We start from the raw sequence: 23,088 nt of genomic DNA, 5'->3' as shown, positions 1-23,088 counted from the left end.
TGACTTTGACGATCAGCTCATTGGCGAGCTTTTTTTAGATGAGCCTAAAACAGTTATTTCAATCATATTTGTGGTATCTTAGACATAGAACGTCCAAAAGACCTATTTTTTGACATATTACATAGAAAGAATAAAATTTGAAAGGGTGAAGGTGAGTGGAACAAAAAAAGATTCTCCTATGTGTTACAGGTGGAATTGCAGTCTATAAAGCAGCAGCACTTACAAGTAAACTAGTACAAGCAGGATATGACGTTAAAGTTATGATGAGCTTATCCGCTACAAAATTTGTGACACCTTTAACGTTTCAAGCTTTATCAAGAAATGATGTTTATATAGATACTTTTGATGAAAAAGATAGTTCAAAAATTGCTCATATCGATTTAGGTGATTGGCCTGATTTAATCATTGTTGCTCCAGCAACTGCTAATACAATTGGAAAATTAGCAAATGGTCTTGGAGATGAAATGATTCAGGCAACATTACTGGCGGCAACAAAACCAGTTTGGATCGCACCAGCTATGAATGTTAATATGTATAACCATCCAATTGTTCAAAAGAATATGAACACATTGAAAGAGATTGGTCATCGATTTATTGAGCCAAATGAAGGATATTTAGCATGTGGCTATGTTGGAAAAGGTAGATTAGCAGAGCCGGAAGAAATCGTTCAATTCGTGAATGAACATTTCCAAAGAGAAGAAGGTTTATTAAAAGGTAAAAAAATTATTATTTCTGCTGGCCCAACCGTTGAAAAAATTGATCCAGTTCGCTTTGTTTCAAATCATTCAACGGGTAAGATGGGTTATAGTATCGCAGAAGTTGCAGTTTCTTTAGGAGCAGAGGTAATTCTCGTTTCTGGACCAACTACTTTAACACCACCTAAAGGGTGTCAATTTATCCAAACCGAGTCTGCTGAGGAAATGTTTGAAGCGATTTGGTCTTATTATAATGAAGCGGATGTTGTAATAAAAACAGCAGCAGTTGCTGATTACACACCTTCAATTACTTATGATCAGAAAGTGAAAAAAGCTGATGGTGATCTTTCAATTGCTTTTAAACGTACGAAAGATATTCTTCTTACTTTAGGTCAACATAAAACACATCAAATTTTAGTAGGGTTTGCTGCAGAAACTGATCAAGTAGATGAGTATGCAAAAAGTAAACTTTTAAAGAAAAATGCAGATATGATCGTTGCTAATGATGTAACAAGAGCAGGGGCTGGTTTTGGATCTGATACGAATATTGTAACCATTTTTAAGCGTAATGGTGAAGTTAAGCCACTTCCTATAATGAGTAAAAAAGAAGTAGCAAAAGAAATACTACTTGAAGTTCATCACTTATTAAATGAGGTAGAAAGATGACATACGCATCAGTTTTAGTTGATGTATCAGTCAGACAAACTGACCGTCCTTTTGATTATAAAGTACCAACTAGGTGGCAGGATGCAATACAACCTGGAATGCGAGTAATTGTTCCATTTGGGCCAAGGAAAGTTCAAGGATTCGTATTGTCTATAAAAGAAACAACTAATTTAGAGAAGGTTAAAGAAATCGAAGAAGTACTTGATGTCATGCCTGTTTTAACAGAAGAACTTCTTCTTTTAGGTTCTTATCTATCTCAAAAAACACTTTGTTTTTTCATTTCTGCCTATCAAGCAATGCTTCCGACTGCTATTAAAGCTGTATATAAAAAACATGTTCAAGTAACATCTGAAGAAGCTTTAGATCAATTAGTTCCTGAATTAGCAAATCTATTTTCGATCGTAAAAAGAAGAGAATGGACTGAAATAGAAAGTCTTGTTAGCAAAATTTCATTAGTTCAACGAGCAATTAAAGAAGGATTGCTTGAAATTGAATATGAAGTAAAAAATAAAGCGAATAAAAAAACAGAACGTGTAGTTTCTCTATTAAAGGTATTAGACGAAGAATTATCGATAATCAAATCACCACAGCAAAAAGACATTATTGAATACTTACGTATGAATGGTCAAACAAGTGTGAAGGAGTTAAAAGAATGTCTTGGTATCACTGATTCACCTATAAAGACATTGGAGAAAAACGAGGTAATTTCAATTAAAACAGTTGAAGTTTATCGTGATCCTTATGAAGGTAGGGAAATTGAACGATCTAAGCCTTTACCACTAATAGAAGAACAACAGATTGCATTTGAGCAAATCGTTTCTTCATTTCATGAACGAAAGAATAAGATCCATCTTTTACATGGCGTAACAGGTAGTGGAAAGACAGAAGTTTATTTGCAAGCCATTCAAGAGGTCCTATCTGAAGGGAAAGAAGCAATCGTATTAGTACCAGAAATTTCACTTACCCCACAGATTGTAGGTCGTTTTAAAAGTAGATTTGGAAATGATGTTGCAGTTCTACATAGTGGTCTATCTATTGGTGAGAAATATGATGAATGGAGAAAGATTCAGAGAAAAGAAGTTAAAGTAGTAGTGGGTGCCCGTTCAGCAATATTTGCACCATTTGAAAACATTGGAATGATCATCATTGATGAAGAACATGAGACCACTTATAAACAAGATGAACATCCAAGATATCATGCAAGAGATATTGCAATTTGGAGAGGAGAATATCATCATTGTCCAATCGTTTTAGGAAGTGCGACTCCTACACTAGAATCATTTGCTAGAGCTAGTAAAGGTGTTTATGAGCTAAATACAATGTCAAAAAGGGTTAATCAAGGCCCTTTACCCGCAGTGGAAATAGTCGATATGAGAGAGCAGTTAAGAATCGGTAATCGTACGATGTTTTCTACAGCTTTACATGAAAAAATAATAGATCGATTAGAGAAGAAGGAACAAATCATCTTATTTTTAAACCGTCGAGGCTATTCTTCATTTGTAATGTGTAGAGATTGTGGTTACACAATTCAGTGCCCACATTGCGAGGTTTCCTTAACTTATCATAAACATAACCATCATCTAAAATGTCATTATTGCGGATATGAAACCTATATGCCAAAACAATGCCCATCTTGCCAAAGTGAACATATTCGATTTTTTGGAACTGGAACGCAAAAGGTAGAGGAAGCTATTACAAAAACCTACCCAGAAGCACGAGTCATTAGAATGGATAATGATACGACTAGTCGTAAAGGTGCCCACGAAAAAATGCTTAAGCAATTTGGTAACGGTGAAGCTGATATTTTACTAGGTACACAGATGATTGCAAAAGGACTTGATTTTCCAAATGTTACATTGGTTGGTGTTTTAGCAGCAGATAGCTCACTTCATTTACCTGATTTCAGAGCAAGTGAGCGAACATTTAGCTTATTGACACAAGTAAGTGGAAGAGCTGGTCGTCATGAAAAACCAGGTGAAGTAGTTATACAAACATATTCACCAGAGCATTATAGTATTGAATTAGCTAAAACACAGGACTATGTTGCGTTTTATGAAGAAGAAATGAAAATAAGACGCTCATTTCGATATCCACCTTTTTATTATTTAGTTTTAATATCAATAGCACATAATGATTTGATAAAAACAGTAAAAGTAAGTGAACAAATTGCAGGGTATTTAAGAGAGTACTTATCAGCAGGATCAATTGTACTCGGCCCAGTAGCATCACCAATCGCAAAAATAAAAGACCATTTTCGTTATCAATGTGTGATAAAATACAAATCTGAACCTGCACTCTATGACGTACTAAACCGAATCCAACAATACTACCAAGACGAAACGGACAAAGGCAAACTACAATTAACAATCGACTTTCAACCTACTATGTTTATGTAACGAAATGTGGAGGCGACTGGTCAGACCCGACAAGCATAAGACAAGGGCCGAAAAAGGTTGGTTTTTACCTTTATCGGACCTTGGCTTATGACCTCGAGGGGCTAGGAGCCGGAACTAGACAGTACGAAAAGCGGAAGGCGTTTGCTTATCCCCGATACCTCGAGGGGATAACGCCTGGAACTAGACAGAACGAAAAGTGGAGGGGACTGGTCAGCCCCCAACAAGCATAAGACGAAGGTCGTTTTTAGAAATTAAATTTTAACGTACAATCAAGATAGGAGTTGTGAAATTGGCTTTATTAAAAATAGTAGAATATCCAAATGAAGTTCTTCAAACACCTTGTGAAAAAGTGACGACATTTGATAAAAATTTAGTAAAACTTTTAAATAATATGTATGAGACAATGCTGGCAGCAGATGGTGTTGGTTTAGCAGCTCCACAAGTTGGTATACTGCAGCAAGTAGCTGTTGTTGATGTTGAAGATGAGAATGGAAGAATTGATTTAATTAATCCGATCGTAATGGAAACAAAAGGCGAGCAGACTGATGTTGAAGGTTGTTTAAGTTTCCCTAACTTATATGGTGATGTAACAAGACCTAACTATGCAAAAATCAAAGCACAAAATAAACGTGGAAAATATTTTATTATAGAAGCTCGTGGATTTTTAGCTCGTGCACTTTTACATGAAATTGATCATTTAAATGGAGTTTTATTCACTTCTAAAGTCTCGAAATTCTATGAAGAAAGTGAATTAGAAGGGTAGGCAAAAAAATGACAAAGATTGTTTTTATGGGGACGCCAGATTTTTCTGTTCCTGTTTTAAGAAGATTAATCGAAGAAGGATATGATGTAGTAGGTGTAGTAACTCAGCCAGATCGCCCTGTTGGTCGAAAAAGAGTGCTAACTCCACCTCCTGTTAAAGTAGAGGCTTTAAAACATAATATCCCAGTTTTACAACCTGAAAAAATTAGACTTCCAGAAGAAACAGAAAAAGTATTAGCATTAAAGCCAGATTTAATTGTAACTGCAGCTTTTGGACAAATTCTTCCTACAGATATTCTTGAAGCTCCTAAATTTGGTTGTATAAATGTACATGCTTCATTGTTACCAGAATTACGAGGTGGGGCTCCAATTCACTATTCGATCATTCAAGGAAAGAGTGAAACTGGTGTAACAATTATGTATATGGTAGAAAAGCTAGATGCTGGTGATATGTTAGCCAAAGTCGTTGTTCCGATTGAAGAAAAAGATCACGTTGGAACGCTTCACAATAAATTAAGTATTGCTGGTTCAAATTTACTTTCAGAAACAATTCCACCATTATTAAAGGGTGAAATTAATGCAGTGAAGCAAGATGAAAGTAAAGTTAGCTTTGCAAAAAATATTAAGCGTGAGGAAGAACAAATAAATTGGTCAAAAACTGGTGAAGAGATTTATAATCACGTAAGAGGTTTACACCCTTGGCCAGTAGCTTATACTACATTAAACGGAGAAGTTTTAAAAGTTTGGTGGGGTGAAAAAGTAAATAAGAATCAAAATTCTACACCAGGTGAAATAATTGATGTTTTAAACGATGGCATATTAGTAGCAACAGGTAATCATACTGCTATCAAAATTACTGATTTACAGCCTGCTGGTAAAAAGCGTATGGAAGCAAAGCAATATATTAATGGTGCAGGTTCTTTTATTGAACGTGGAATGAAGTTAGGAGAAAAACATGAGTAAAAATGTACGAGAGATTGCCTTGGAGGCTCTTCTTTCAGTTTATAAAAATCAATCGTATAGTAATTTGTTAGTAAATAACTATATTCAAAAGAATGATTTATCTTCGGCTGATTCGGGACTATTAACAGAATTAATCTATGGAACAATCCAAAGAGATCAATTATTGGATTTTTATTTAGAACCATTCATTAAAAATCAGAAGAAATTAGAAGAATGGGTTTATATATTAATAAAACTTTCATTATATCAATTGCATTTTTTAGATCGTATACCTCCTCACGCAATTTTAAATGAGGCTGTAAATATTGCTAAAAAGCGCGGACATAAAGGAATTGCTTCTTTAGTAAATGGGGTATTAAGAAATATTCAAAGAAATGGTTTACGATCAATCGATGAAATAAAGGACCCGATCGAAAAGCTTTCAATTGAAACAAATCATCCAAAGTGGTTAATTGAACAATGGGTAAAAGAATTCGGAGAAGAAGAAACGAGAAAAATTTGTGAAGAGAACATACTTCCACCGTTTCAAACTGCAAGAGTCAATACAATGAAAGCAACAAGAGAAGAAGTACTTAAAATGCTTGAAGATGAAGGAGTCCAGGTTAAGGAAGGAAAACTGTCTCCATTTGCAATAGAAATCCAAAAAGGAAATGTTGCTCATACGAATGCATTTAAAGAAGGTTTCCTTTCAATTCAAGATGAAAGCTCGATGTTAGTTGCACAAGCACTTGGAGTTGAAAAAGGTGAAGATATATTAGACACATGTGCAGCACCTGGAGGGAAATCAACACATATTGCTGAGTTGTTAGGCGGTACTGGATCAGTTACTTCATTAGATTTACACAAGCATAAAGTAAAGTTAATAAAAGAACAAGCTAATCGTTTAGGGTTAGATAATATAGAAACAAAAGCGCTAGATGCAAGAAAAGCACCTGAAGAGTTTGAAGGAAGATTATTTGACAAAGTATTAGTAGATGCTCCGTGTTCTGGTTTAGGGGTTATTCGTCGTAAACCAGATATTTTATTAAAAAAGAATGCTACTGATGTAACGAATTTACAAAGAGTTCAGAAGTCTATTTTAGACGAAGCTTCAAAGTTAGTTAAGCCAGGTGGAACTTTAGTATATAGCACTTGTACAGTTGGACATGAAGAAAATATTGATGTGGTCGAAGCTTTTTTAGATGAGCATCATGATTATGAACTAGATCATTCATTAATTGATCATGTTCCGGAAAAATTAAATGAAAATAAATCGGTTCAAAAAGGGTATGTACAGCTACTACCACATTATTTTGGAACGGATGGATTTTTTATTGCAAGATTAAGGAAGAAGGTGTAACGTTGAAATTAGAAAATACTACAAATTCAGTCAAAATAGAAAAAACTCATAAACCCTCAATTTACTCGTTAAAAGTAAGTGATATAGAGGATTGGTTAAAGGCGCAAAAGCAGCAGGCTTTCCGTGCAAAGCAAATTTATAATTGGCTATACGTTCAGCGAGTTGAAAGCTTTGAAGAAATGCAAAATATTCCAAAAGAGCTACGTATGTTACTTGAAGAGAATTTTACAATAACGACATTAAAAACATTAGTTAAACAAACCTCTTCAGATGGTACGATGAAATTTTTATTTGAATTACATGATGGATATTCGATTGAAACTGTTTTAATGAGACATAATTATGGCAATTCTGTATGTGTAACGACACAAGTAGGTTGTCGAATTGGATGTACTTTTTGTGCATCGACTCTTGGTGGTTTAAAACGAAATCTTGAAGCAGGTGAAATCGTTGCACAAGTATTAGAAGTACAACGTGCTATTGATGAAGTTGAAGAAAGAGTTAGCTCAATCGTAGTTATGGGTATAGGCGAACCATTTGATAACTATAATGGTTTAATGGATTTCTTAAGAATTGTTAATTCTGAAAAAGGTCTTAACATTGGTGCAAGACATATTACAGTATCAACAAGTGGAATCATTCCAAAAATCTATAACTTTGCTGATGAGGGACTTCAAATTAATTTCGCGATTTCATTACATGCTCCTAACAGTGAGTTGCGTTCTAAATTAATGCCAATTAATCGTGCATACAAATTACCGGATTTAATGGACGCTGTTCGTTACTATGTTGAAAAAACAGGTAGACGTGTAACGTTTGAATATGGTTTATTCGGTGGTGAAAATGACCAAGTTGAGCATGCTGAAGAACTTTCTAAGTTACTTAAAGGAGTTAAATGTCATGTTAATTTAATTCCAGTTAACTATGTACCTGAAAGAGATTACGTAAGAACACCTAAGGAACAAATTTTTGCATTTGAAAAAGTACTTAAAAATAATGGAGTTAATGTTACAATTCGTCGTGAACAAGGTCATGATATAGATGCAGCTTGTGGACAGTTGCGTGCAAAGGAGCGTAAAGAGGAGACGAGGTGAAACAATGCAAACTTTTTTTCAAACTGATACGGGGAAAGTTCGAGAGCATAATGAAGATAGCGTAGGTATATTTACGAACGATTCAGGAATCGTATTAGCTGTAGTTGCTGACGGTATGGGTGGCCATTTAGCTGGTGAGGTTGCAAGTATGATGGCGATCAATTTCCTTGAAGCAGAGTGGAAAAATACTAGTAATTTTGAAACACCGGTAGAAGCCGAATCATGGCTAAAAAATATTGTAGCGCAATTAAATACAAACTTATTAATTCATTCTGAGCAAAATGAAGAGTGCAAGGGTATGGGGACAACCCTTGAAGCGATTATTTGTACTCCTTTATTTTTTACGATTGCACATATAGGTGATAGTAGAAGTTATTTGAGAAATGATGAAGGGTTTAAGCAAATAACAGAAGATCATACTTTTGTTGCTGAACTTGTTAAATTTGGGCAAATTTCTATGGAGGATGCAGAAATTCATCCTCGTAAAAATGTTATAACGCGAGCACTTGGTACTGAGGAAACAGTTGATGTTGATATTAAAACTTTAACTTGGGAAGAAGATGATTTAATCATTTTATGTTCAGATGGTTTATCGAATAAAATATCAAATGAACTTTTTAATGAAAAATTAAATGAGAATCTACCAATCGATCTTCTCGGTAACCAGTTGATTTCAATCGCAAATGATCTTGGTGGAGAAGATAACATCACGCTTGCCATTATTAAGTTTGAGCCTAGAAATATAGAGAAAGGGTGATGATGAGCGTGATGATTGGTAGACGCCTAAACGACCGATATAAGATTTTAAAATTAATTGGTGTTGGCGGTATGGCAAACGTTTATTTAGCCCGTGATATGATATTAGATCGAGATGTAGCTGTAAAAATGTTAAAAGCTGATTTTTCAAACGACCCAGACTTCTTAAGAAGATTTCAACGTGAAGCATATTCAGTTACTTCGCTATCTCATCCAAATATCGTAAGCTCATATGACGTTGGGGAAGAAGATGGATTACAGTACATCGTCATGGAATACGTTGAAGGTGAGACTTTAAAGGAGTATATTCAGCATCATACACCTATAAAGCCAAAAGAAGTATTGAGGATTATGGAACAATTAGCCTCAGCATTAGCTCATGCGCATCATTTTCAAATCGTTCATAGAGATGTTAAACCGCAAAATATTTTAATCAATAAAGAAGGAAATGTAAAAATTACTGATTTTGGTATTGCAACAGCTTCAACAGCTGCAACAATTACACAAACAAATTCAGTACTTGGTTCTGTTCATTACCTTTCACCTGAACAAGCAAGAGGTGGAGTTGCGAATAAAAAGTCAGATATTTATTCTTTAGGAATTGTAATGTTTGAGCTTTTAACTGGAAAACTACCATTTTCTGGTGAGAGTGCAGTAGCGATCGCATTAAAACATTTGCAAAGTGAAGTTCCACCACCAACAAAATTTAATCCAGAAATACCACAAAGCCTTGAAAATATTGTTTTAAAGGCTACTGCTAAAGATATCTTTTATCGATATGATACTGCAGATGAGATGAAGCTAGATTTACAAACTGCTTTAGATAGTGATCGTTTGAATGAAAAACCTTTTGTGATTCCTACAAATGATGATGAAACGAAAGTAATTCCGATTATAAAGGATATTCCTGTATTAACTAATGATGATACTGTTGTCGTACCAACAAAGAAAAAAGCAAATAAAGAAAAAGAACCTATCAAAAAAGAAGCTGTCAAAAAAGAACCTGTCAAAAACGAAGCTGATAAATTAAAACGGAAGAAGAAAAATTCTTTTGCAAAGTTTATTATAGGTACTTTTATTGCACTTTTAATTGGTGGTTTATTAGCGATAACATTGATTCCTGCATTATTTTTGCCTGAAGACGTAGAAATTCCTGATGTTAAGGATATGACATACGAAAGTGCGGTTACGTTGCTTGCTTCAAAAGGGTTAAAGATAAGCGATCCTAAAGAAATTTTTGATGATGAAGTTGATGAAGGGAAAGTAGTTAAAACTTCTCCTAATATTGGGGAAACTGTTAAAGAAAATTCATCGATAACGATTTATAAATCAAAAGGTAAAAAAAGTAACGAGATGGAAGACCTTAAAGGGTTCCAATACAACACGATAAAATCTCGATTACAAGACGATTATCGCTCTGTTACAACGCATTTTATCGAAAGTGATGAATCAGAAGGTGAAATAATCGACCAATCTCCGAACGTTGGGGCTGAAGTCGTTCCATCAGAAACGGATTTAAATGTATGGATTAGTAAAGGGACATCTACGATCACTCTTCGTGACCTAAAAGGATGGTCTAGAAAAGATGTTGAAACCTATGCAGGTGATAATAACCTAAAGCTTAACGTAACGAAAGAAGATTCAGGAACAGTTGCTGAAAATCGTGTTATTTCTCAATCTCCATCTGCTAACGTTGCAGTAAAAGAAGGGGATACATTAAATGTCGTTATTTCTTCTGGAAAACAAAAAGAAAAGACGAAAAAAGTAACAATCAATATACAAGTACCATATACCCCAACCAATCCTAGTGCACCTCAGCTAATTGAGGTATATATTAGAGATAAAAATAATAATGGTGAAAAACCTGCAATTTCAAAATCGATCACCGAAACAACTACTATACCAGTAGAAGTGACAATTGATCCTGGACAAACTGCTTCCTATAAAATTGTTAAAGATGGTCAAGTTATTGCAGAAAGAGATGTACCTTATCCATCGAATTAAATAGCTGTAGGAGTGAGTATATGCCAGAAGGCAAAATCATAAAAGCATTGAGTGGATTCTATTATGTCGAAACAGATGAGACAGTTGTTGCTTGTCGTGGTAGAGGAAATTTTCGTAATAAGAAAATAACACCTTTAGTTGGAGATGAGGTAGAATATCATATCGAAAAAAGTGGAGAAGGTTATCTACTTGAAATTAAAGAGCGAAAGAATGAACTTGTTCGACCTCCAATTGCAAATGTTGATCAAGCAATTTTAGTTTTTTCAGCAGTAGAGCCCGATTTTTCTCCAATATTATTAGATCGATTCCTTGTATTAATTGAGTTTAATGAAATTAAACCTTTAATTGTCATTACAAAGATTGATTTGTGTTCAGAAGCACAATTAAAATTAGTGTATGAATACGTTTCTTATTATCGCCAAATTGGATATGAAGTATGTTTAACTTCTTCAAAAACTGAGGAAGGATTAGAAAAAGTACTTCCACATATGTCAAATAAAATATCTGTATTTGCAGGACAATCTGGCGTTGGTAAGTCAACTTTACTAAATGCAATTAATCCAGAGCTAGATTTAAAGACGGGAATTATTTCCTCTCATTTAGGTCGAGGAAAACATACAACTAGACATGTTGAATTAATAAAAATTGGACAGGGGCTGGTTGCAGATACTCCTGGTTTTAGTTCATTGGAATTTATGGGAATCGAATCTGAAGATTTATCATATTGTTTTGTAGAAATGAGAGAAAAAAGTCAAGAATGTAAATTTAGAGGTTGTACCCACTTAAAAGAACCAAAGTGTGCTGTAAAAGCTGCGGTTGAAAGTGGGGAAATTTCTCCTAAACGATATGATCATTATGTATCATTCATAGAAGAAATAAGAGATAGAAAGCCGAGGTATTAATCATGGTTAAAATTGCACCATCAATCCTTTCAGCGAATTTTGCTAAACTTGGGGAAGAAATTTTAGATGTAGAACGTGGAGGAGCAGATTATATTCACGTCGATGTAATGGATGGTCATTTTGTACCAAATATTACAATTGGACCACTAATTGTAGAAGCAATTAGACCAGTGACGAAGCTTTCACTTGATGTACATTTAATGATTGAAAAACCTGATCAATACATAGAACAATTTGTAAAAGCTGGAGCGGACATTATTACGGTTCATGTTGAAGCTTGTACACATTTGCACCGCACGATCCAAACAATTAAATCATTTGGTATTAAAGCAGGTGTAGTTCTTAATCCAGCTACTCCAGTTTCAACAATAGAACAGATTATTGATGATGTCGACATGGTCCTTTTAATGACAGTAAATCCTGGCTTTGGCGGACAGAAATTCATTCATTCAGTTGTTCCTAAAATTAAACAAGTTGCTAATTTGATTAAAGAACGCAATTTATCAGTTGAAATCGAAATAGACGGTGGCGTTGACGAGCATACGGCTAAAATTTGTATAGAAGCAGGTGCTACCGTACTAGTAGCTGGTTCAGCAGTTTATAATAAGGAAGACAGAAAAGAAGCTATAGCGAAAATTAGAGGATAATGTAATCATCTAAAATTGCATGTAAAATCTAATTATGAAACAAAAAATGCAATCGACATTCGATTGCATTTTTTTTAAAGGTGGAAAAAAAGTTGATTATACATATTGTAGGTGCAGGGCCGAAATCGAATACAATTACTGAAATTACTCAGAAGGACGATAACCAGTTACTGATTGGCGTAGATAATGGAGCTCATTACTTAATTGAAGAAGGATTAATTCCAGAAGCAATATTCGGTGATTTTGACTCTTTAAGCGATGAGAATTTAGAAAAGATAAAAAGGCTTGTTCCAAATGTTTTTATTTACCCTCCTGAAAAAGATGAAACAGATTTAGAACTTGCTATTCAATGGGCAATTAAACAAAAACCAGAAAAGATTTTTATCCATTGTGTAACCGGAAAACGTTTAGATCATGAATTTGGCAGTATGTCATTATTAATAAAATTTATGAATTCTGGTGTTACAATAAAAATCGTGGATGAATATAACGAAATATATGTCATTCAGGAAGGTACCCATTTCATTAGTAAAATGCAGCATTTTAAATACGTATCCTTTTTTTCATTAGGTGCTAAAGTAGAAAATTTAACGTTAAAGGGCTTTAAATATCCACTAACTAATCATTTATTGGAGATTGGATCATCACTATGTGTAAGCAATGAACTGCTAGAGAGTGAAGGGTCTATTTCATTTAGCGAAGGCATAGCATTAGTAGTAAGGAGCAAAGATTAACAATTTCATGTCATAGTTTTCGCTCATCGCAAGTAGAATGTAATAGGATTAATCTTTTCCTTAAAAATGCTAGAAAGCTTGTAGGAGGGAAAGCATGAGATTTTATACGATTAAATTACCTAAATTTCTTGGCGGACTTGTTCGCGCCATGCTGAGTACATTTAAAAAAGACGCTTAGCTTAATTGGAGTAGAGTTTTTTGGTTAGAGGCAACAGGCATCATAAAAAAAGTAAAAAAGCATAGCGGATCGCTATGCTTTTTAGTACGTTAATAAATTAAACGCGCTCAATTTTACCTGATTTTAATGCTCTCGCTGAAACGTAAACACGCTTTGGTTTACCGTTTACTAAAATACGAACTTTTTGAAGGTTAGCACCCCAAGTACGTTTTGAAGCATTCATAGCGTGAGAGCGACTGTTACCAGAACGAGACTTTCTTCCTGTGATTACACAAACACGAGCCATCTATTTCCCTCCTAACAAAAAACGGAATAACATTTCAATGATTATTTTCATTCAAACACTACTATAATTTATCATACCGCTCTGCTTAATGCAACAGTTATTGGTAAGTTGTTCAAGAAAAAAACCTTGACATCGAAATGTATGTTATACTACATATAAAGAGGGATCTTTGACTTATTGAAAAGAAATTCATTAAAAATTGTATTTTCTATAATTAACCATGAATATTATTGAAATGCTAATAATAGTAGTGAGTCAATAGAATTATTTTGGAAAAAGGTATACAATAATAAGTAAGTAGTATAACTAACTATACTTGGATTATCCAATAAGGGGGACCAAATTATGTCATTAGAAATGAAAACTCAATATGGAACAATCGAGATTGGTACAGATGTGATCGCTACAATTGCTGGTGGAGCTGCCATTGATTGTTACGGTATTGTTGGAATGGCTTCTAAGAAACAAATTAAGGATGGTCTTACAGAAATCCTAAAAAAAGATAACTTTACAAAAGGTGTTATTGTTCGCCAAGTAGGTGAGGACGTTAATATCGATATGTACATAATTGTAAGCTATGGTACGAAGATTTCTGAAGTTGCTAATAACGTACAAAATAAAGTGAAGTATACTCTTGATCAAACATTAGGCTTGTCAGTTGACTCAGTTAATATTTTTGTTCAAGGTGTGAAAGTAGCTAACCTGTAAAGACGCATTAAGGAGGAGAATTTGTGTCGATAAAACGTATTGACGGTAAATTATTTGCAGATATGGTGATTCAAGGTGCAAATAACTTAACGAAAAATGTAAAATTTGTAGATTCATTAAATGTATTCCCGGTACCAGATGGTGATACTGGAACAAATATGAATCTTTCTATTACTTCTGGATCAAAGGAAGTAAAAGAAAAACCAAATAGTCATGTAGGTAAAGTTGGTCAAAGCTTTGCAAAGGGCTTATTGATGGGGGCGCGTGGAAATTCTGGTGTAATCCTTTCTCAATTATTTAGAGGTTTTTCTAAATCAATTGAATCAAAGGATACAATTTCAACAACTGATTTTGCTTTAGCATTGGAAGCAGGGGTAGAAACTGCTTATAAAGCTGTTATGAAGCCTATTGAAGGAACAATTTTAACAGTTGCACGAGAAACAGCAAAAAAAGCAGTTGTCATAGCAAAAACACATGAAGAATTTATTCCTTTTCTTGAGGAAACCATTATTGAAGCAAATGCATCATTAAACCGTACTCCAGACTTACTGCCTGTGTTAAAACAAGTTGGTGTAGTCGATAGCGGAGGTCAAGGTTTAGTACTAGTCTATGAAGGATTCTTAGCATCATTAAAAGGTGAAGAAATTTCCCTAGAAGGTGCTGAAGCGACTCTTTCACTTGAGGAACTTGTTGAAGCAGAACATCGAAATGTACAAAGTATGTTAAATACTGAAGACATTGTTTACGGATACTGTACTGAATTTATGGTGCGATTTGAAAAAGATAAATTAAATAAACATCCTTTTGACATAGACACTTTCCGTAAAGAGCTAAGTGCATGGGGTGATTCTTTATTAGTAGTTGCTGATGATGAAATTGTAAAAGTTCATATTCACGCTGAGTACCCTGGGGAAGTATTTAATTTAGGTCAACGATTTGGAAGCTTTTTAAAACTAAAAGCTGAAAATATGCGCGAACAACATACTAACTTACTACATGAAGAGGTTTCAAATGAATCTCCTTCTAAAAATGAGTCAACACAATCTACTGAAAAACAAGAATTTGGTATCGTTACGGTAGCTATGGGATCAGGGATTAAAGCATTATTTGAAAGTATTGGGGCAACTGTTGTAATTGAAGGCGGTCAAACAATGAATCCTAGTACAGAAGACATTGTAAAAGCGATTGAACAATGCAACGCAGAAAATGTTATTGTTCTTCCTAACAACGGAAATATCGTGATGGCTGCTGAGCAAGCTGCATCTGTTGCAGAATGTAATGTGGCAGTTGTAACGTCTAAAACAGTACCTCAAGGTATGTCAGCTTTATTATCATTTAATCCTACTGCATCATTAGATGAAAATAAATCAGGAATGCAAGATGCATTAAAGACAGTTAAAACAGGTCAAATAACTTATGCGGTTCGAGATACTGAAATTGATGGTGTAGAAATAACAAAAGATCATTTCATGGGAATCCTTGAAAGTAAAATTGTTACAACAGATGCAAATCAATTAGAGGCAGCAAAGAAATTATTACAAGATATGATTGATGAAGATTCTGAAATATTAACAATCTTATATGGCCAAGATGTATCAGATGAAGAAATTTCAAAATTAGTTGAATTTGCCGAAGAGAGCTTTGATCATTTAGAAGTTGAAGTTCATAACGGAAATCAGCCTTTATATTCATATATTTTTTCGATTGAATAAGAGAAAATATAGCAAGATAAAAGAGGAAGTGTGATCACTTCTTCTTTTTTTTTGTACTTTATTTAAAGACTAATGTAAAATAACGTAGAACTCTGTAGAATTTCGTATTACACTATAAGGTGGACATTGTTTTGTCCATAATACCAACTTTTTATATAAATGATTTGTTGTAACAAAACAAAAACTAAATAAAATACGCTTTTACAATAACGTATTGGGGGAAACGTAATGAAATATAAAAGTGTTTTTGACATAATTGGTCCAATTATGATTGGCCCTTCTAGTTCACATACAGCGGGAGCGGCTAAAATTGGTCGTGTAGCAAGAAATCTTTATGGAAAAGAACCAAAAAAGATTTTGATTTCATTATATGGTTCATTTGCTAAAACATATCGTGGACATGGTACAGATGTTGCGCTTATTGGTGGACTATTGGATTTTGATACGTTCGATGAGCGTATTCCAGAATCATTAAATATTGCACAATCAAAAGGGATGTCAATTGATTTCGTTGAAGAAGATGCAGTAACGGAGCATCCAAATACAGTGAAAATTTCAATTCTCGATGATGACCAACCATTTGAATTAGTGGGAATTTCAATCGGTGGTGGAAAGATTGAAATTATTGAATTGAATGGATTTGAACTTAAACTTTCGGGTAATTATCCTGCAATCCTTGTTGTTCATAATGACCGTTTTGGTTCGATTGCTGGTGTAACAAATGTCCTAATGAAATATTCTGTAAATATTGGCCATATGGAAGTTTCACGTAAAGAAGTCGGACAAATTGCTTTGATGGCAATTGAGGTCGACCAAGATCTAGATGATAAAATTATTAAAGAAATTGAATCTTTACCACATATCATTCGCGTTACGAAAATGGTTGATTAAGGAGAGGGGGAACTTAAATGTTTAAAAATGTTGCTGAATTAGTTGAATTAGCTGAATCAAAAAATGTTAAAATTTCAGAAATAATGATTCAACAAGAGATGTTTTTTACAGGAAGAAGCCGTGAAGAGATTATCGGTAAAATGGAGCAAAATCTTGTTGTTATGGAAAAGGCAGTTGAAAGAGGTCTTGCAGGTGTTCACTCGCCAACAGGTTTAACAGGAGGGGACGCTGTATTACTTCAAAATTACATTGCAAAAGGTAATTTCCTTTCTGGTCATTTACTTTTAGATGCTGTTAGTAAAGCGGTTGCTACAAATGAAGTAAATGCTGCAATGGGTACGATTTGTGCAACTCCTACAGCAGGTTCAGCTGGAGTAGTTCCTGGAACTCTTTTTGCAGTAAAAGAGAAATTAAATCCTACTCGAATGCAAATGATTGAATTCTTATTTGCATCTGGTGCTTTCGGTTTTGTTGTAGCTAATAATGCGTCAATTTCAGGTGCTGCAGGGGGCTGTCAAGCGGAAGTAGGCTCTGCAAGTGGTATGGCAGCAGCTGCGATCGTTGAAATGGCTGGTGGTACTCCAAGTCAAAGTGCTGAAGCATTTGCCATTACATTAAAAAATATGCTTGGTTTAGTATGTGACCCGGTTGCAGGTTTAGTCGAAGTTCCATGTGTTAAGCGAAACGCAATGGGTGCTGCTAACGCAATGGTAGCAGCTGATATGGCATTAGCAGGTATTACAAGTCGTATTCCATGTGACGAAGTAATTGATGCTATGTATCGAATTGGACAAACAATGCCATCTGCGCTAAGAGAAACTGCAGAAGGAGGACTAGCGGCAACGCCAACAGGACGTGAATTGGAAGCAAAAATATTTGGTGTTTCGCTAAAAAAATAGTGAGTATTGAACTTGAACAAAAAGTATCTGTATTAAGTGGTGTCGGTGAGGAAACTGAAACACAATTAAATGATATGGGTATTTTTACTATAAATGACTTAATCGAATATTTACCGTATCGATATGAGGATTTTCGAAATAAGGATTTATCAGAAGTGAAGCATGAAGAGCGCGTGACTGTCGAGGGGATTGTTCATAGCGCTCCTCTTCTTCAATTTTTTGGCAAAAATAAATCACGACTAACATTTCGACTTTTAGTTGATCGATACTTAATTACTGTTATTTGTTTTAATCGACCGTATTTTAAAACAAAGCTAAACTTAAATGAGCATGTAACTGTTTCTGGCAAGTGGGATCAACATAAACAAACCATTTCATTATCAGACCTTGTATTTGGTTCTCGTACGAATAGTCACGAAATTGAGCCTGTCTATTCAATTAAGGGGAAAATGTCTGTAAAAACAATGCGTAAATTTGTTGAGCAGTCTTTTAAAAAATATGGACATTTAATAAATGACTTAGTGCCAAACGAACTAATTCAAAAATATAAACTTTTAAATCGTTCAGAAACAATGAGATTACTTCACCACCCAATTGATGCGAATAGTCTAAAACAAGCTAGAAGAAGCTTTGTTTATGAAGAGTTTTTTCTTTTTCAACTAAAAATGCAAGCACTTCGCAAAATTCAGCGTAATCAATCAAAAGGCATCCCAAAAACATTAAACATTGAAAAAATACAACAACTAATCCAATCCTTACCATTTCCACTGACATCAGCTCAAAATAGAGTTGTACAAGAAATATTCACAGATTTAGAAAGTCCTTATCGAATGAATCGCTTATTACAAGGGGATGTTGGGTCGGGAAAAACCGTTGTCGCTACCATTGCATTATATGCATGTACACTTAATGGTTATCAAGGTGCATTAATGGTGCCTACAGAAATTTTAGCTGAGCAACATTTTGAATCTTTAGCCAAAATGCTACAACATACAGAAGTAAATGTTGAGCTTCTTACAAGTTCTGTAAAAGGTAAAAAGCGTCGTGAAATCCTGGAACGATTAAAAAACGGTGAGGTACATATTTTAGTCGGTACCCATGCATTAATTCAAGATGAGGTTCAATTTAATAAATTAGGTATTGTAATAACAGATGAACAACATCGATTTGGTGTTGGTCAACGAAGAGTTTTAAGAGAGAAAGGTTATTTCCCTGATGTTTTATTTATGACAGCTACTCCAATCCCAAGAACTTTAGCAATAACAGCTTTTGGTGAAATGGATGTATCGATTATTGATGAATATCCGGCTGGTCGTAAAAAAATAGAAACGTATTGGGTTAAACAAGAAATGTTTGATCGCGTTTTAGATTTTATCGGTAAAGAAATTAAAAATGGACGACAAGCATATCTAATCTGTCCACTGATCGAGGAGTCAGAGAAATTAGACCTTCAGAATGCATTAGATTTACATAGTGTTCTATCTTTTCATTATCAAAATGTGGCGAAGGTTGGATTGATGCATGGAAAGCTTTCATCAACAGAGAAGGATGACGTGATGAAGGCATTTGCAGCTAATGATGTTCAAATATTAGTATCAACGACAGTCGTAGAAGTAGGTGTAAATGTACCAAATGCAACTGTGATGGTTATTTATGATGCAGATCGCTTTGGACTATCACAATTACATCAGCTAAGAGGACGAGTTGGACGAGGTTCAGAACAATCTTATTGTATTTTAGTTGGCGATCCAAAAAGTGAAGTAGGAAAAGAAAGATTAACAATCATGACAGAAACAAACGATGGTTTTGAGCTAAGTGAAAAGGATTTAGAACTTAGAGGACCAGGAGATTTCTTTGGAAAACAACAAAGTGGTGTGCCCGAATTTAAAATGGCTGATATGGTACATGACTATCGTGCATTAGAAGTTGCGCGAAATGATGCAACATTATTAGTTAATTCAGATGTATTTTGGAAAGCTAATGAATATCAAGGATTAAGAATGTACTTAGACAGAACGGGATTATTTAATTCAGAAAAATTAGATTAGTACTAGGTATTAAAAGTTTGTCAAAAAAATATTGTAATACATGGATTTTTAATATAAACTGTATTTAATACCTGGTCACAAATTAGTAGTTGAGGTATGTAATATGAGAAGAAATAAAAAAGATCGTCATGAATTGTTAAAAAAAATTATAAAAGAAAATCCGTTTATTACAGATGAAGATTTAGCTAATCAATTATCTGTGAGCATACAAACTATTCGTCTTGATCGTCTTGAATTATCAATTCCTGAGTTAAGGGAACGTATCAAAAATGTTGCCACTCAGCAATTAGAAGATGTAAAATCACTACCAGTAGATGAAATAATCGGTGAAGTTATTGATATTCATTTAAACGAAAGTGCCATTTCTATATTTGACGTTAAGGAAGAGCATACTTTTAGTAGAAATGGAATTGCCCGAGGTCATCACTTATTTGCCCAGGCTAATTCTTTAGCAGTTGCAGTTATTCATGATGATTTAGCTCTTACAGCTAAATCAAATTTTGTTTTTATTAAACCAGTAAAAACAAATGATCGAGTAATTGCGAAGGCAAAGGTTTTACCGCAAAAAGAAGATCCGAGGCGCACTACAGTTGATATCAATGGCTATGTTGAAAAAGAACATGTATTCCATGGCTTGTTCGAAATGTACCACCGAAGTATTGAAGAATAGGAAGTGAACAAGATGAAATTAGCTATCGATGCAATGGGTGGAGATCATGCCCCAAAAGCAATCGTTGAAGGTGCGATGCTTGCAGTTGAAAAATTGAATGATATACATATTACTTTAATTGGTGATGAATCAAAAATTAAACCATTCTTAACGAATGATAAAAATATAACGATTATTCATACAGATGAAGTAATTGAAGGAACTGAAGAGCCAGTTAGAGCGGTTAGAAGAAAAAAGAATGCCTCTATGGTTTTAATGGCAAACCAAGTAAAAGAAGGTAATGCTGATGCATGTATTTCTGCTGGAAATACTGGAGCATTAATGACAGCGGGACTATTAGTTGTTGGTCGCATGGAAGGTGTAGAACGACCTGCACTTTCACCAACAATGCCTACTTTAGATGGAAAAGGCTTTGTTTTCCTAGATGTAGGTGCTAATGTTGATGCAAAAGCAACTCATTTACTTCAATATGCGATTATGGGGTCTGTATATGCCCAAAAAGTAAGAGGTATACATAATCCGACTGTAGGATTACTAAATGTCGGTACGGAAGATAAAAAAGGTAATGAACTTGCTAAACAAACTTTCCAGTTACTAAAAGAAAGTAATTTGAATTTTATAGGAAATGTTGAAGCTAGGGACTTAATGAACTCAGTAGCAGATGTAGTAGTTACAGACGGGTATACTGGAAATATAGCTTTAAAAGCGATTGAAGGTACTGCACTTGCAATGTTTTCATTAATTAAAGAAGCGATGCTTACTAATTTTACATCGAAGCTTGCAGCAGCTGTATTAAAACCAAACTTAAAAGGTGTTAAAAAGAAAATGGATTACTCTGAGTATGGTGGAGCAGCGTTATTTGGCTTAAAATCACCTGTCATTAAGGCTCATGGAAGTTCTGATGCTATGGGGATTTTTAGTGCAATTAAGCAAACGCAAACGATGGTTGAACATAATGTTGTAAAACTAGTAAGTGATCACATGGAGAAAATCGAATCAAATGCATAAGGGGGTCACTCCATTGGGTAAAGTGGCGTTTATTTTTCCTGGACAAGGATCACAAAAAGTTGGAATGGGTAAAGATGTAGCTGAGAGCTATAATGAATGTGGATCTATTTTTGAAACTGCTAACGAACAAATTGGTTTTAGTCTTTCTGAAATTATTTTCAATGGAACTGATGAAGAGTTAACTGCTACATATCATGCACAACCAGCAATCTTAACAACTTCAATTGCTATGCTTGAGAAGATTAAATCAGCTGGAATTAAATCAGACTTTGTCGCTGGTCATAGTTTAGGTGAGTTTACAGCGCTTGTAGCAGCAAATAGCATTTCATTTGAAGACGGTGTTAAATTAGTACATAAACGTGGTCAATTAATGGAACAAGCCGTACCAGTAGGACAAGGTGCAATGGCAGCTGTATTATTTTTAGCTCCAGAAAAAATTGAAGAAGTTATTTCTGAAGTGAATAAAAATGGTCATTCTGTAGGTATTGCAAATTATAATTCTCCTACACAAGTCGTTATTACTGGAGATGCAGAAGGTGTACAAATTGCTTCTGGTTTACTAAAAGAAGCTGGAGCTAAACGTGTATTACCTTTAAAAGTAAGTGGTCCATTCCACTCATCTTTAATGAAACCTGCAAGCGAAGAATTCCAAAACGAGCTTGGTAAAATAAGTGTAAATGATTGTGTAACGCCATTAATTTCAAATGTTACTGCTAAAGTTGTGACAGATGCAAATGAAATTAAGGAATTATTAGTTAATCAATTATATTCTCCGGTAAAATGGAACCAATCTATTCAAGAATTAGTTGACCTTGGTGTTGATACATTCGTTGAAATTGGTCCTGGAAAAGTTTTAACTGGATTAGTTAAGGCAATCTCTCCATCATCAAAATTAGTAAATGTTTATGATGTTGAAACATTAAACCAATTTTTAAATGAATGGGAGGAAATAAAATCATGCTAAATGGTAAAGTTGCATTAGTTACAGGTGGATCTCGAGGTATAGGACGAGCAATCGCATTATCTTTAGCAAAAAATGGTGCGAATGTAGTTGTTAATTATTCTGGGAATGAGGCGGCTGCTCTTAAAGTTGTAGAAGAAATTACAGCTCTTGGAGTTAAAGCTATTGCATATAAAGCAAATGTATCAAATGGTGAAGAAGTTGCTGCATTAGTAAAAAATACTGTTGATGAATTTGGTAGTATTGATATACTAGTAAACAACGCAGGTATTACAAGAGACGGTCTTTTATTACGTATGAAAGATGCTGATTGGGATGATGTAATTGATACAAACTTAAAAGGCGTATTCAATTGTATCAAAGCAGCAGCGAAGTTTATGACTCGTCAACGTAATGGCCGCATCATTAATATTAGTTCAGTTGTTGGACAAATTGGTAATCCAGGACAAATGAACTATGTAGCTGCAAAAGCTGGCGTATTAGGTTTAACAAAAACAGCAGCAAAGGAATTAGCTTCTAGAAATATTACAGTTAATGCAATTGCACCTGGTTTTATTGAAACTGATATGACAAATGAATTAAATGAGCAAATCAGATCACAAATGTTATCGAATATTCCATTGCAATCTTTTGGTCAACCAGAAGATATTGCAAATGCAGTAGTATTCTTAGCAATGGATGCAAGTAGATACATTACTGGACAAACAATCAATGTTGATGGTGGACTTGTAATGAATTAGTTTGGCGTTTGCCACATTTTTATGTATAA

The 23,088-nt window shown here is 34.4% G+C and carries 22 protein-coding genes; 21 read left to right on the top strand and 1 reads right to left on the bottom strand.

Going from position 1 to position 23,088, the window contains the following annotated elements:
• Window positions 1–155 precede the first annotated feature (155 nt).
• From coaBC to spoVM, 12 genes are all read left to right on the top strand, one after another.
• Entirely contained in the window at window positions 156–1,361 is a 1,206-nt protein-coding gene (gene coaBC, locus COI44_RS05440; protein ID WP_098427010.1) for a bifunctional phosphopantothenoylcysteine decarboxylase/phosphopantothenate--cysteine ligase CoaBC, read from the top strand.
• Window positions 1,358–3,757 carry a primosomal protein N' gene (gene priA / locus COI44_RS05435; RefSeq protein ID WP_098427009.1) on the top strand — a complete coding sequence of 800 codons (2,400 nt, stop codon included), beginning with the start codon at window positions 1,358–1,360 and terminating at the stop codon, window positions 3,755–3,757. Before coaBC ends, priA begins: the two co-directional genes overlap by 4 nt.
• A 289-nt stretch (window positions 3,758–4,046) precedes the next feature.
• Window positions 4,047–4,520 (top strand): peptide deformylase, encoded by a 474-nt coding sequence (def, locus tag COI44_RS05430; RefSeq protein WP_098427008.1) that lies wholly within the window; start codon window positions 4,047–4,049, stop codon window positions 4,518–4,520.
• 8 nt (window positions 4,521–4,528) lie between these two features.
• Entirely contained in the window at window positions 4,529–5,482 is a 954-nt protein-coding gene (gene fmt, locus COI44_RS05425) for a methionyl-tRNA formyltransferase (RefSeq protein WP_098427007.1), read from the top strand.
• Window positions 5,475–6,821, top strand: a complete 1,347-nt coding sequence (gene rsmB, locus COI44_RS05420) for a 16S rRNA (cytosine(967)-C(5))-methyltransferase RsmB (protein WP_098427006.1) — start codon at window positions 5,475–5,477, stop codon at window positions 6,819–6,821. Before fmt ends, rsmB begins: the two co-directional genes overlap by 8 nt.
• 2 nt (window positions 6,822–6,823) lie before the next feature.
• Complete coding sequence (gene rlmN / locus COI44_RS05415) at window positions 6,824–7,915, top strand: dual-specificity RNA methyltransferase RlmN (protein ID WP_176522508.1); 1,092 nt, start codon at window positions 6,824–6,826, stop codon at window positions 7,913–7,915.
• 4 nt (window positions 7,916–7,919) lie between these two features.
• On the top strand, window positions 7,920–8,672 hold the full coding sequence (locus tag COI44_RS05410) for a Stp1/IreP family PP2C-type Ser/Thr phosphatase (protein WP_098427005.1): 753 nt from the start codon (window positions 7,920–7,922) through the stop codon (window positions 8,670–8,672).
• 8 nt (window positions 8,673–8,680) lie between these two features.
• A complete protein-coding gene (pknB, locus tag COI44_RS05405; RefSeq protein WP_098427114.1) occupies window positions 8,681–10,675 on the top strand; it encodes a Stk1 family PASTA domain-containing Ser/Thr kinase in 1,995 nt (664 codons plus the stop codon).
• A 20-nt stretch (window positions 10,676–10,695) separates the two neighbouring features.
• Window positions 10,696–11,577, top strand: a complete 882-nt coding sequence (rsgA, locus tag COI44_RS05400; protein WP_098427004.1) for a ribosome small subunit-dependent GTPase A — start codon at window positions 10,696–10,698, stop codon at window positions 11,575–11,577.
• A gap of 2 nt (window positions 11,578–11,579) precedes the next feature.
• On the top strand, window positions 11,580–12,224 hold the full coding sequence (gene rpe / locus COI44_RS05395) for a ribulose-phosphate 3-epimerase (RefSeq protein WP_098427003.1): 645 nt from the start codon (window positions 11,580–11,582) through the stop codon (window positions 12,222–12,224).
• Between the two features lie 92 nt (window positions 12,225–12,316).
• On the top strand, window positions 12,317–12,958 hold the full coding sequence (locus tag COI44_RS05390) for a thiamine diphosphokinase (RefSeq protein ID WP_179887019.1): 642 nt from the start codon (window positions 12,317–12,319) through the stop codon (window positions 12,956–12,958).
• A gap of 94 nt (window positions 12,959–13,052) precedes the next feature.
• Window positions 13,053–13,136 (top strand): stage V sporulation protein SpoVM, encoded by an 84-nt coding sequence (gene spoVM, locus COI44_RS05385; protein WP_056470930.1) that lies wholly within the window; start codon window positions 13,053–13,055, stop codon window positions 13,134–13,136.
• A 97-nt stretch (window positions 13,137–13,233) separates the two neighbouring features.
• On the opposite strand, the gene rpmB is transcribed toward spoVM, so the two are convergent.
• The gene (rpmB, locus tag COI44_RS05380) at window positions 13,234–13,422 is read right to left on the bottom strand and encodes a 50S ribosomal protein L28 (protein ID WP_025568947.1); all 189 of its coding nucleotides are present in this window, start codon (window positions 13,420–13,422) and stop codon (window positions 13,234–13,236) included.
• Between the two features lie 345 nt (window positions 13,423–13,767).
• Between rpmB and COI44_RS05375 the strand changes: the two genes are divergently transcribed.
• The 9 genes from COI44_RS05375 (at window position 13,768) to fabG (ending at window position 23,059) form a co-directional block, all read left to right on the top strand.
• Window positions 13,768–14,130, top strand: a complete 363-nt coding sequence (locus COI44_RS05375; RefSeq protein WP_088012978.1) for an Asp23/Gls24 family envelope stress response protein — start codon at window positions 13,768–13,770, stop codon at window positions 14,128–14,130.
• A 23-nt stretch (window positions 14,131–14,153) separates the two neighbouring features.
• Window positions 14,154–15,842 (top strand): DAK2 domain-containing protein, encoded by a 1,689-nt coding sequence (locus COI44_RS05370; protein ID WP_098427001.1) that lies wholly within the window; start codon window positions 14,154–14,156, stop codon window positions 15,840–15,842.
• A 228-nt stretch (window positions 15,843–16,070) separates the two neighbouring features.
• Window positions 16,071–16,733, top strand: a complete 663-nt coding sequence (sdaAB, locus tag COI44_RS05365) for an L-serine ammonia-lyase, iron-sulfur-dependent subunit beta (protein ID WP_098427000.1) — start codon at window positions 16,071–16,073, stop codon at window positions 16,731–16,733.
• A gap of 17 nt (window positions 16,734–16,750) precedes the next feature.
• Complete coding sequence (sdaAA, locus tag COI44_RS05360) at window positions 16,751–17,632, top strand: L-serine ammonia-lyase, iron-sulfur-dependent, subunit alpha (RefSeq protein ID WP_098426999.1); 882 nt, start codon at window positions 16,751–16,753, stop codon at window positions 17,630–17,632.
• Window positions 17,632–19,680, top strand: a complete 2,049-nt coding sequence (gene recG, locus COI44_RS05355) for an ATP-dependent DNA helicase RecG (protein ID WP_098426998.1) — start codon at window positions 17,632–17,634, stop codon at window positions 19,678–19,680. The genes sdaAA and recG overlap by 1 nt, the downstream gene beginning before the upstream one ends.
• Before the next feature lie 103 nt (window positions 19,681–19,783).
• A complete protein-coding gene (gene fapR, locus COI44_RS05350; RefSeq protein ID WP_098426997.1) occupies window positions 19,784–20,350 on the top strand; it encodes a transcription factor FapR in 567 nt (188 codons plus the stop codon).
• Between the two features lie 12 nt (window positions 20,351–20,362).
• Window positions 20,363–21,358, top strand: a complete 996-nt coding sequence (gene plsX / locus COI44_RS05345) for a phosphate acyltransferase PlsX (protein WP_098426996.1) — start codon at window positions 20,363–20,365, stop codon at window positions 21,356–21,358.
• A gap of 13 nt (window positions 21,359–21,371) precedes the next feature.
• Window positions 21,372–22,322 carry an ACP S-malonyltransferase gene (gene fabD, locus COI44_RS05340; RefSeq protein WP_098426995.1) on the top strand — a complete coding sequence of 317 codons (951 nt, stop codon included), beginning with the start codon at window positions 21,372–21,374 and terminating at the stop codon, window positions 22,320–22,322.
• Window positions 22,316–23,059, top strand: a complete 744-nt coding sequence (fabG, locus tag COI44_RS05335; RefSeq protein WP_098426994.1) for a 3-oxoacyl-[acyl-carrier-protein] reductase — start codon at window positions 22,316–22,318, stop codon at window positions 23,057–23,059. Before fabD ends, fabG begins: the two co-directional genes overlap by 7 nt.
• The last annotated feature ends 29 nt before the right edge of the window (window positions 23,060–23,088 follow it).

This window comes from Bacillus sp. AFS088145 (genome assembly GCF_002564465.1).
Lineage (GTDB): Bacteria > Bacillota > Bacilli > Bacillales > Bacillaceae_G > Gottfriedia.
Note: the sequence above shows the minus strand (reverse complement) of the source record. Positions and strands in the feature narration are given on the sequence as shown.

Bases quoted from the DNA above. Each gene is read 5' to 3' on its own strand.
- priA (WP_098427009.1), top strand. From the start codon at position 1,358: ATGACATACGCATCAGTTTTAGTTGATGTATCAGTCAGACAAACTGAC.
- fmt (WP_098427007.1), top strand. From the start codon at position 4,529: ATGACAAAGATTGTTTTTATGGGGACGCCAGATTTTTCTGTTCCTGTT.
- rsmB (WP_098427006.1), top strand. From the start codon at position 5,475: ATGAGTAAAAATGTACGAGAGATTGCCTTGGAGGCTCTTCTTTCAGTT.
- COI44_RS05410 (WP_098427005.1), top strand. From the start codon at position 7,920: ATGCAAACTTTTTTTCAAACTGATACGGGGAAAGTTCGAGAGCATAAT.
- rsgA (WP_098427004.1), top strand. From the start codon at position 10,696: ATGCCAGAAGGCAAAATCATAAAAGCATTGAGTGGATTCTATTATGTC.
- rpe (WP_098427003.1), top strand. From the start codon at position 11,580: ATGGTTAAAATTGCACCATCAATCCTTTCAGCGAATTTTGCTAAACTT.
- spoVM (WP_056470930.1), top strand. From the start codon at position 13,053: ATGAGATTTTATACGATTAAATTACCTAAATTTCTTGGCGGACTTGTT.
- rpmB (WP_025568947.1), bottom strand. From the start codon at position 13,422: ATGGCTCGTGTTTGTGTAATCACAGGAAGAAAGTCTCGTTCTGGTAAC.
- COI44_RS05375 (WP_088012978.1), top strand. From the start codon at position 13,768: ATGTCATTAGAAATGAAAACTCAATATGGAACAATCGAGATTGGTACA.
- sdaAB (WP_098427000.1), top strand. From the start codon at position 16,071: ATGAAATATAAAAGTGTTTTTGACATAATTGGTCCAATTATGATTGGC.
- sdaAA (WP_098426999.1), top strand. From the start codon at position 16,751: ATGTTTAAAAATGTTGCTGAATTAGTTGAATTAGCTGAATCAAAAAAT.
- fapR (WP_098426997.1), top strand. From the start codon at position 19,784: ATGAGAAGAAATAAAAAAGATCGTCATGAATTGTTAAAAAAAATTATA.
- plsX (WP_098426996.1), top strand. From the start codon at position 20,363: ATGAAATTAGCTATCGATGCAATGGGTGGAGATCATGCCCCAAAAGCA.
- fabG (WP_098426994.1), top strand. From the start codon at position 22,316: ATGCTAAATGGTAAAGTTGCATTAGTTACAGGTGGATCTCGAGGTATA.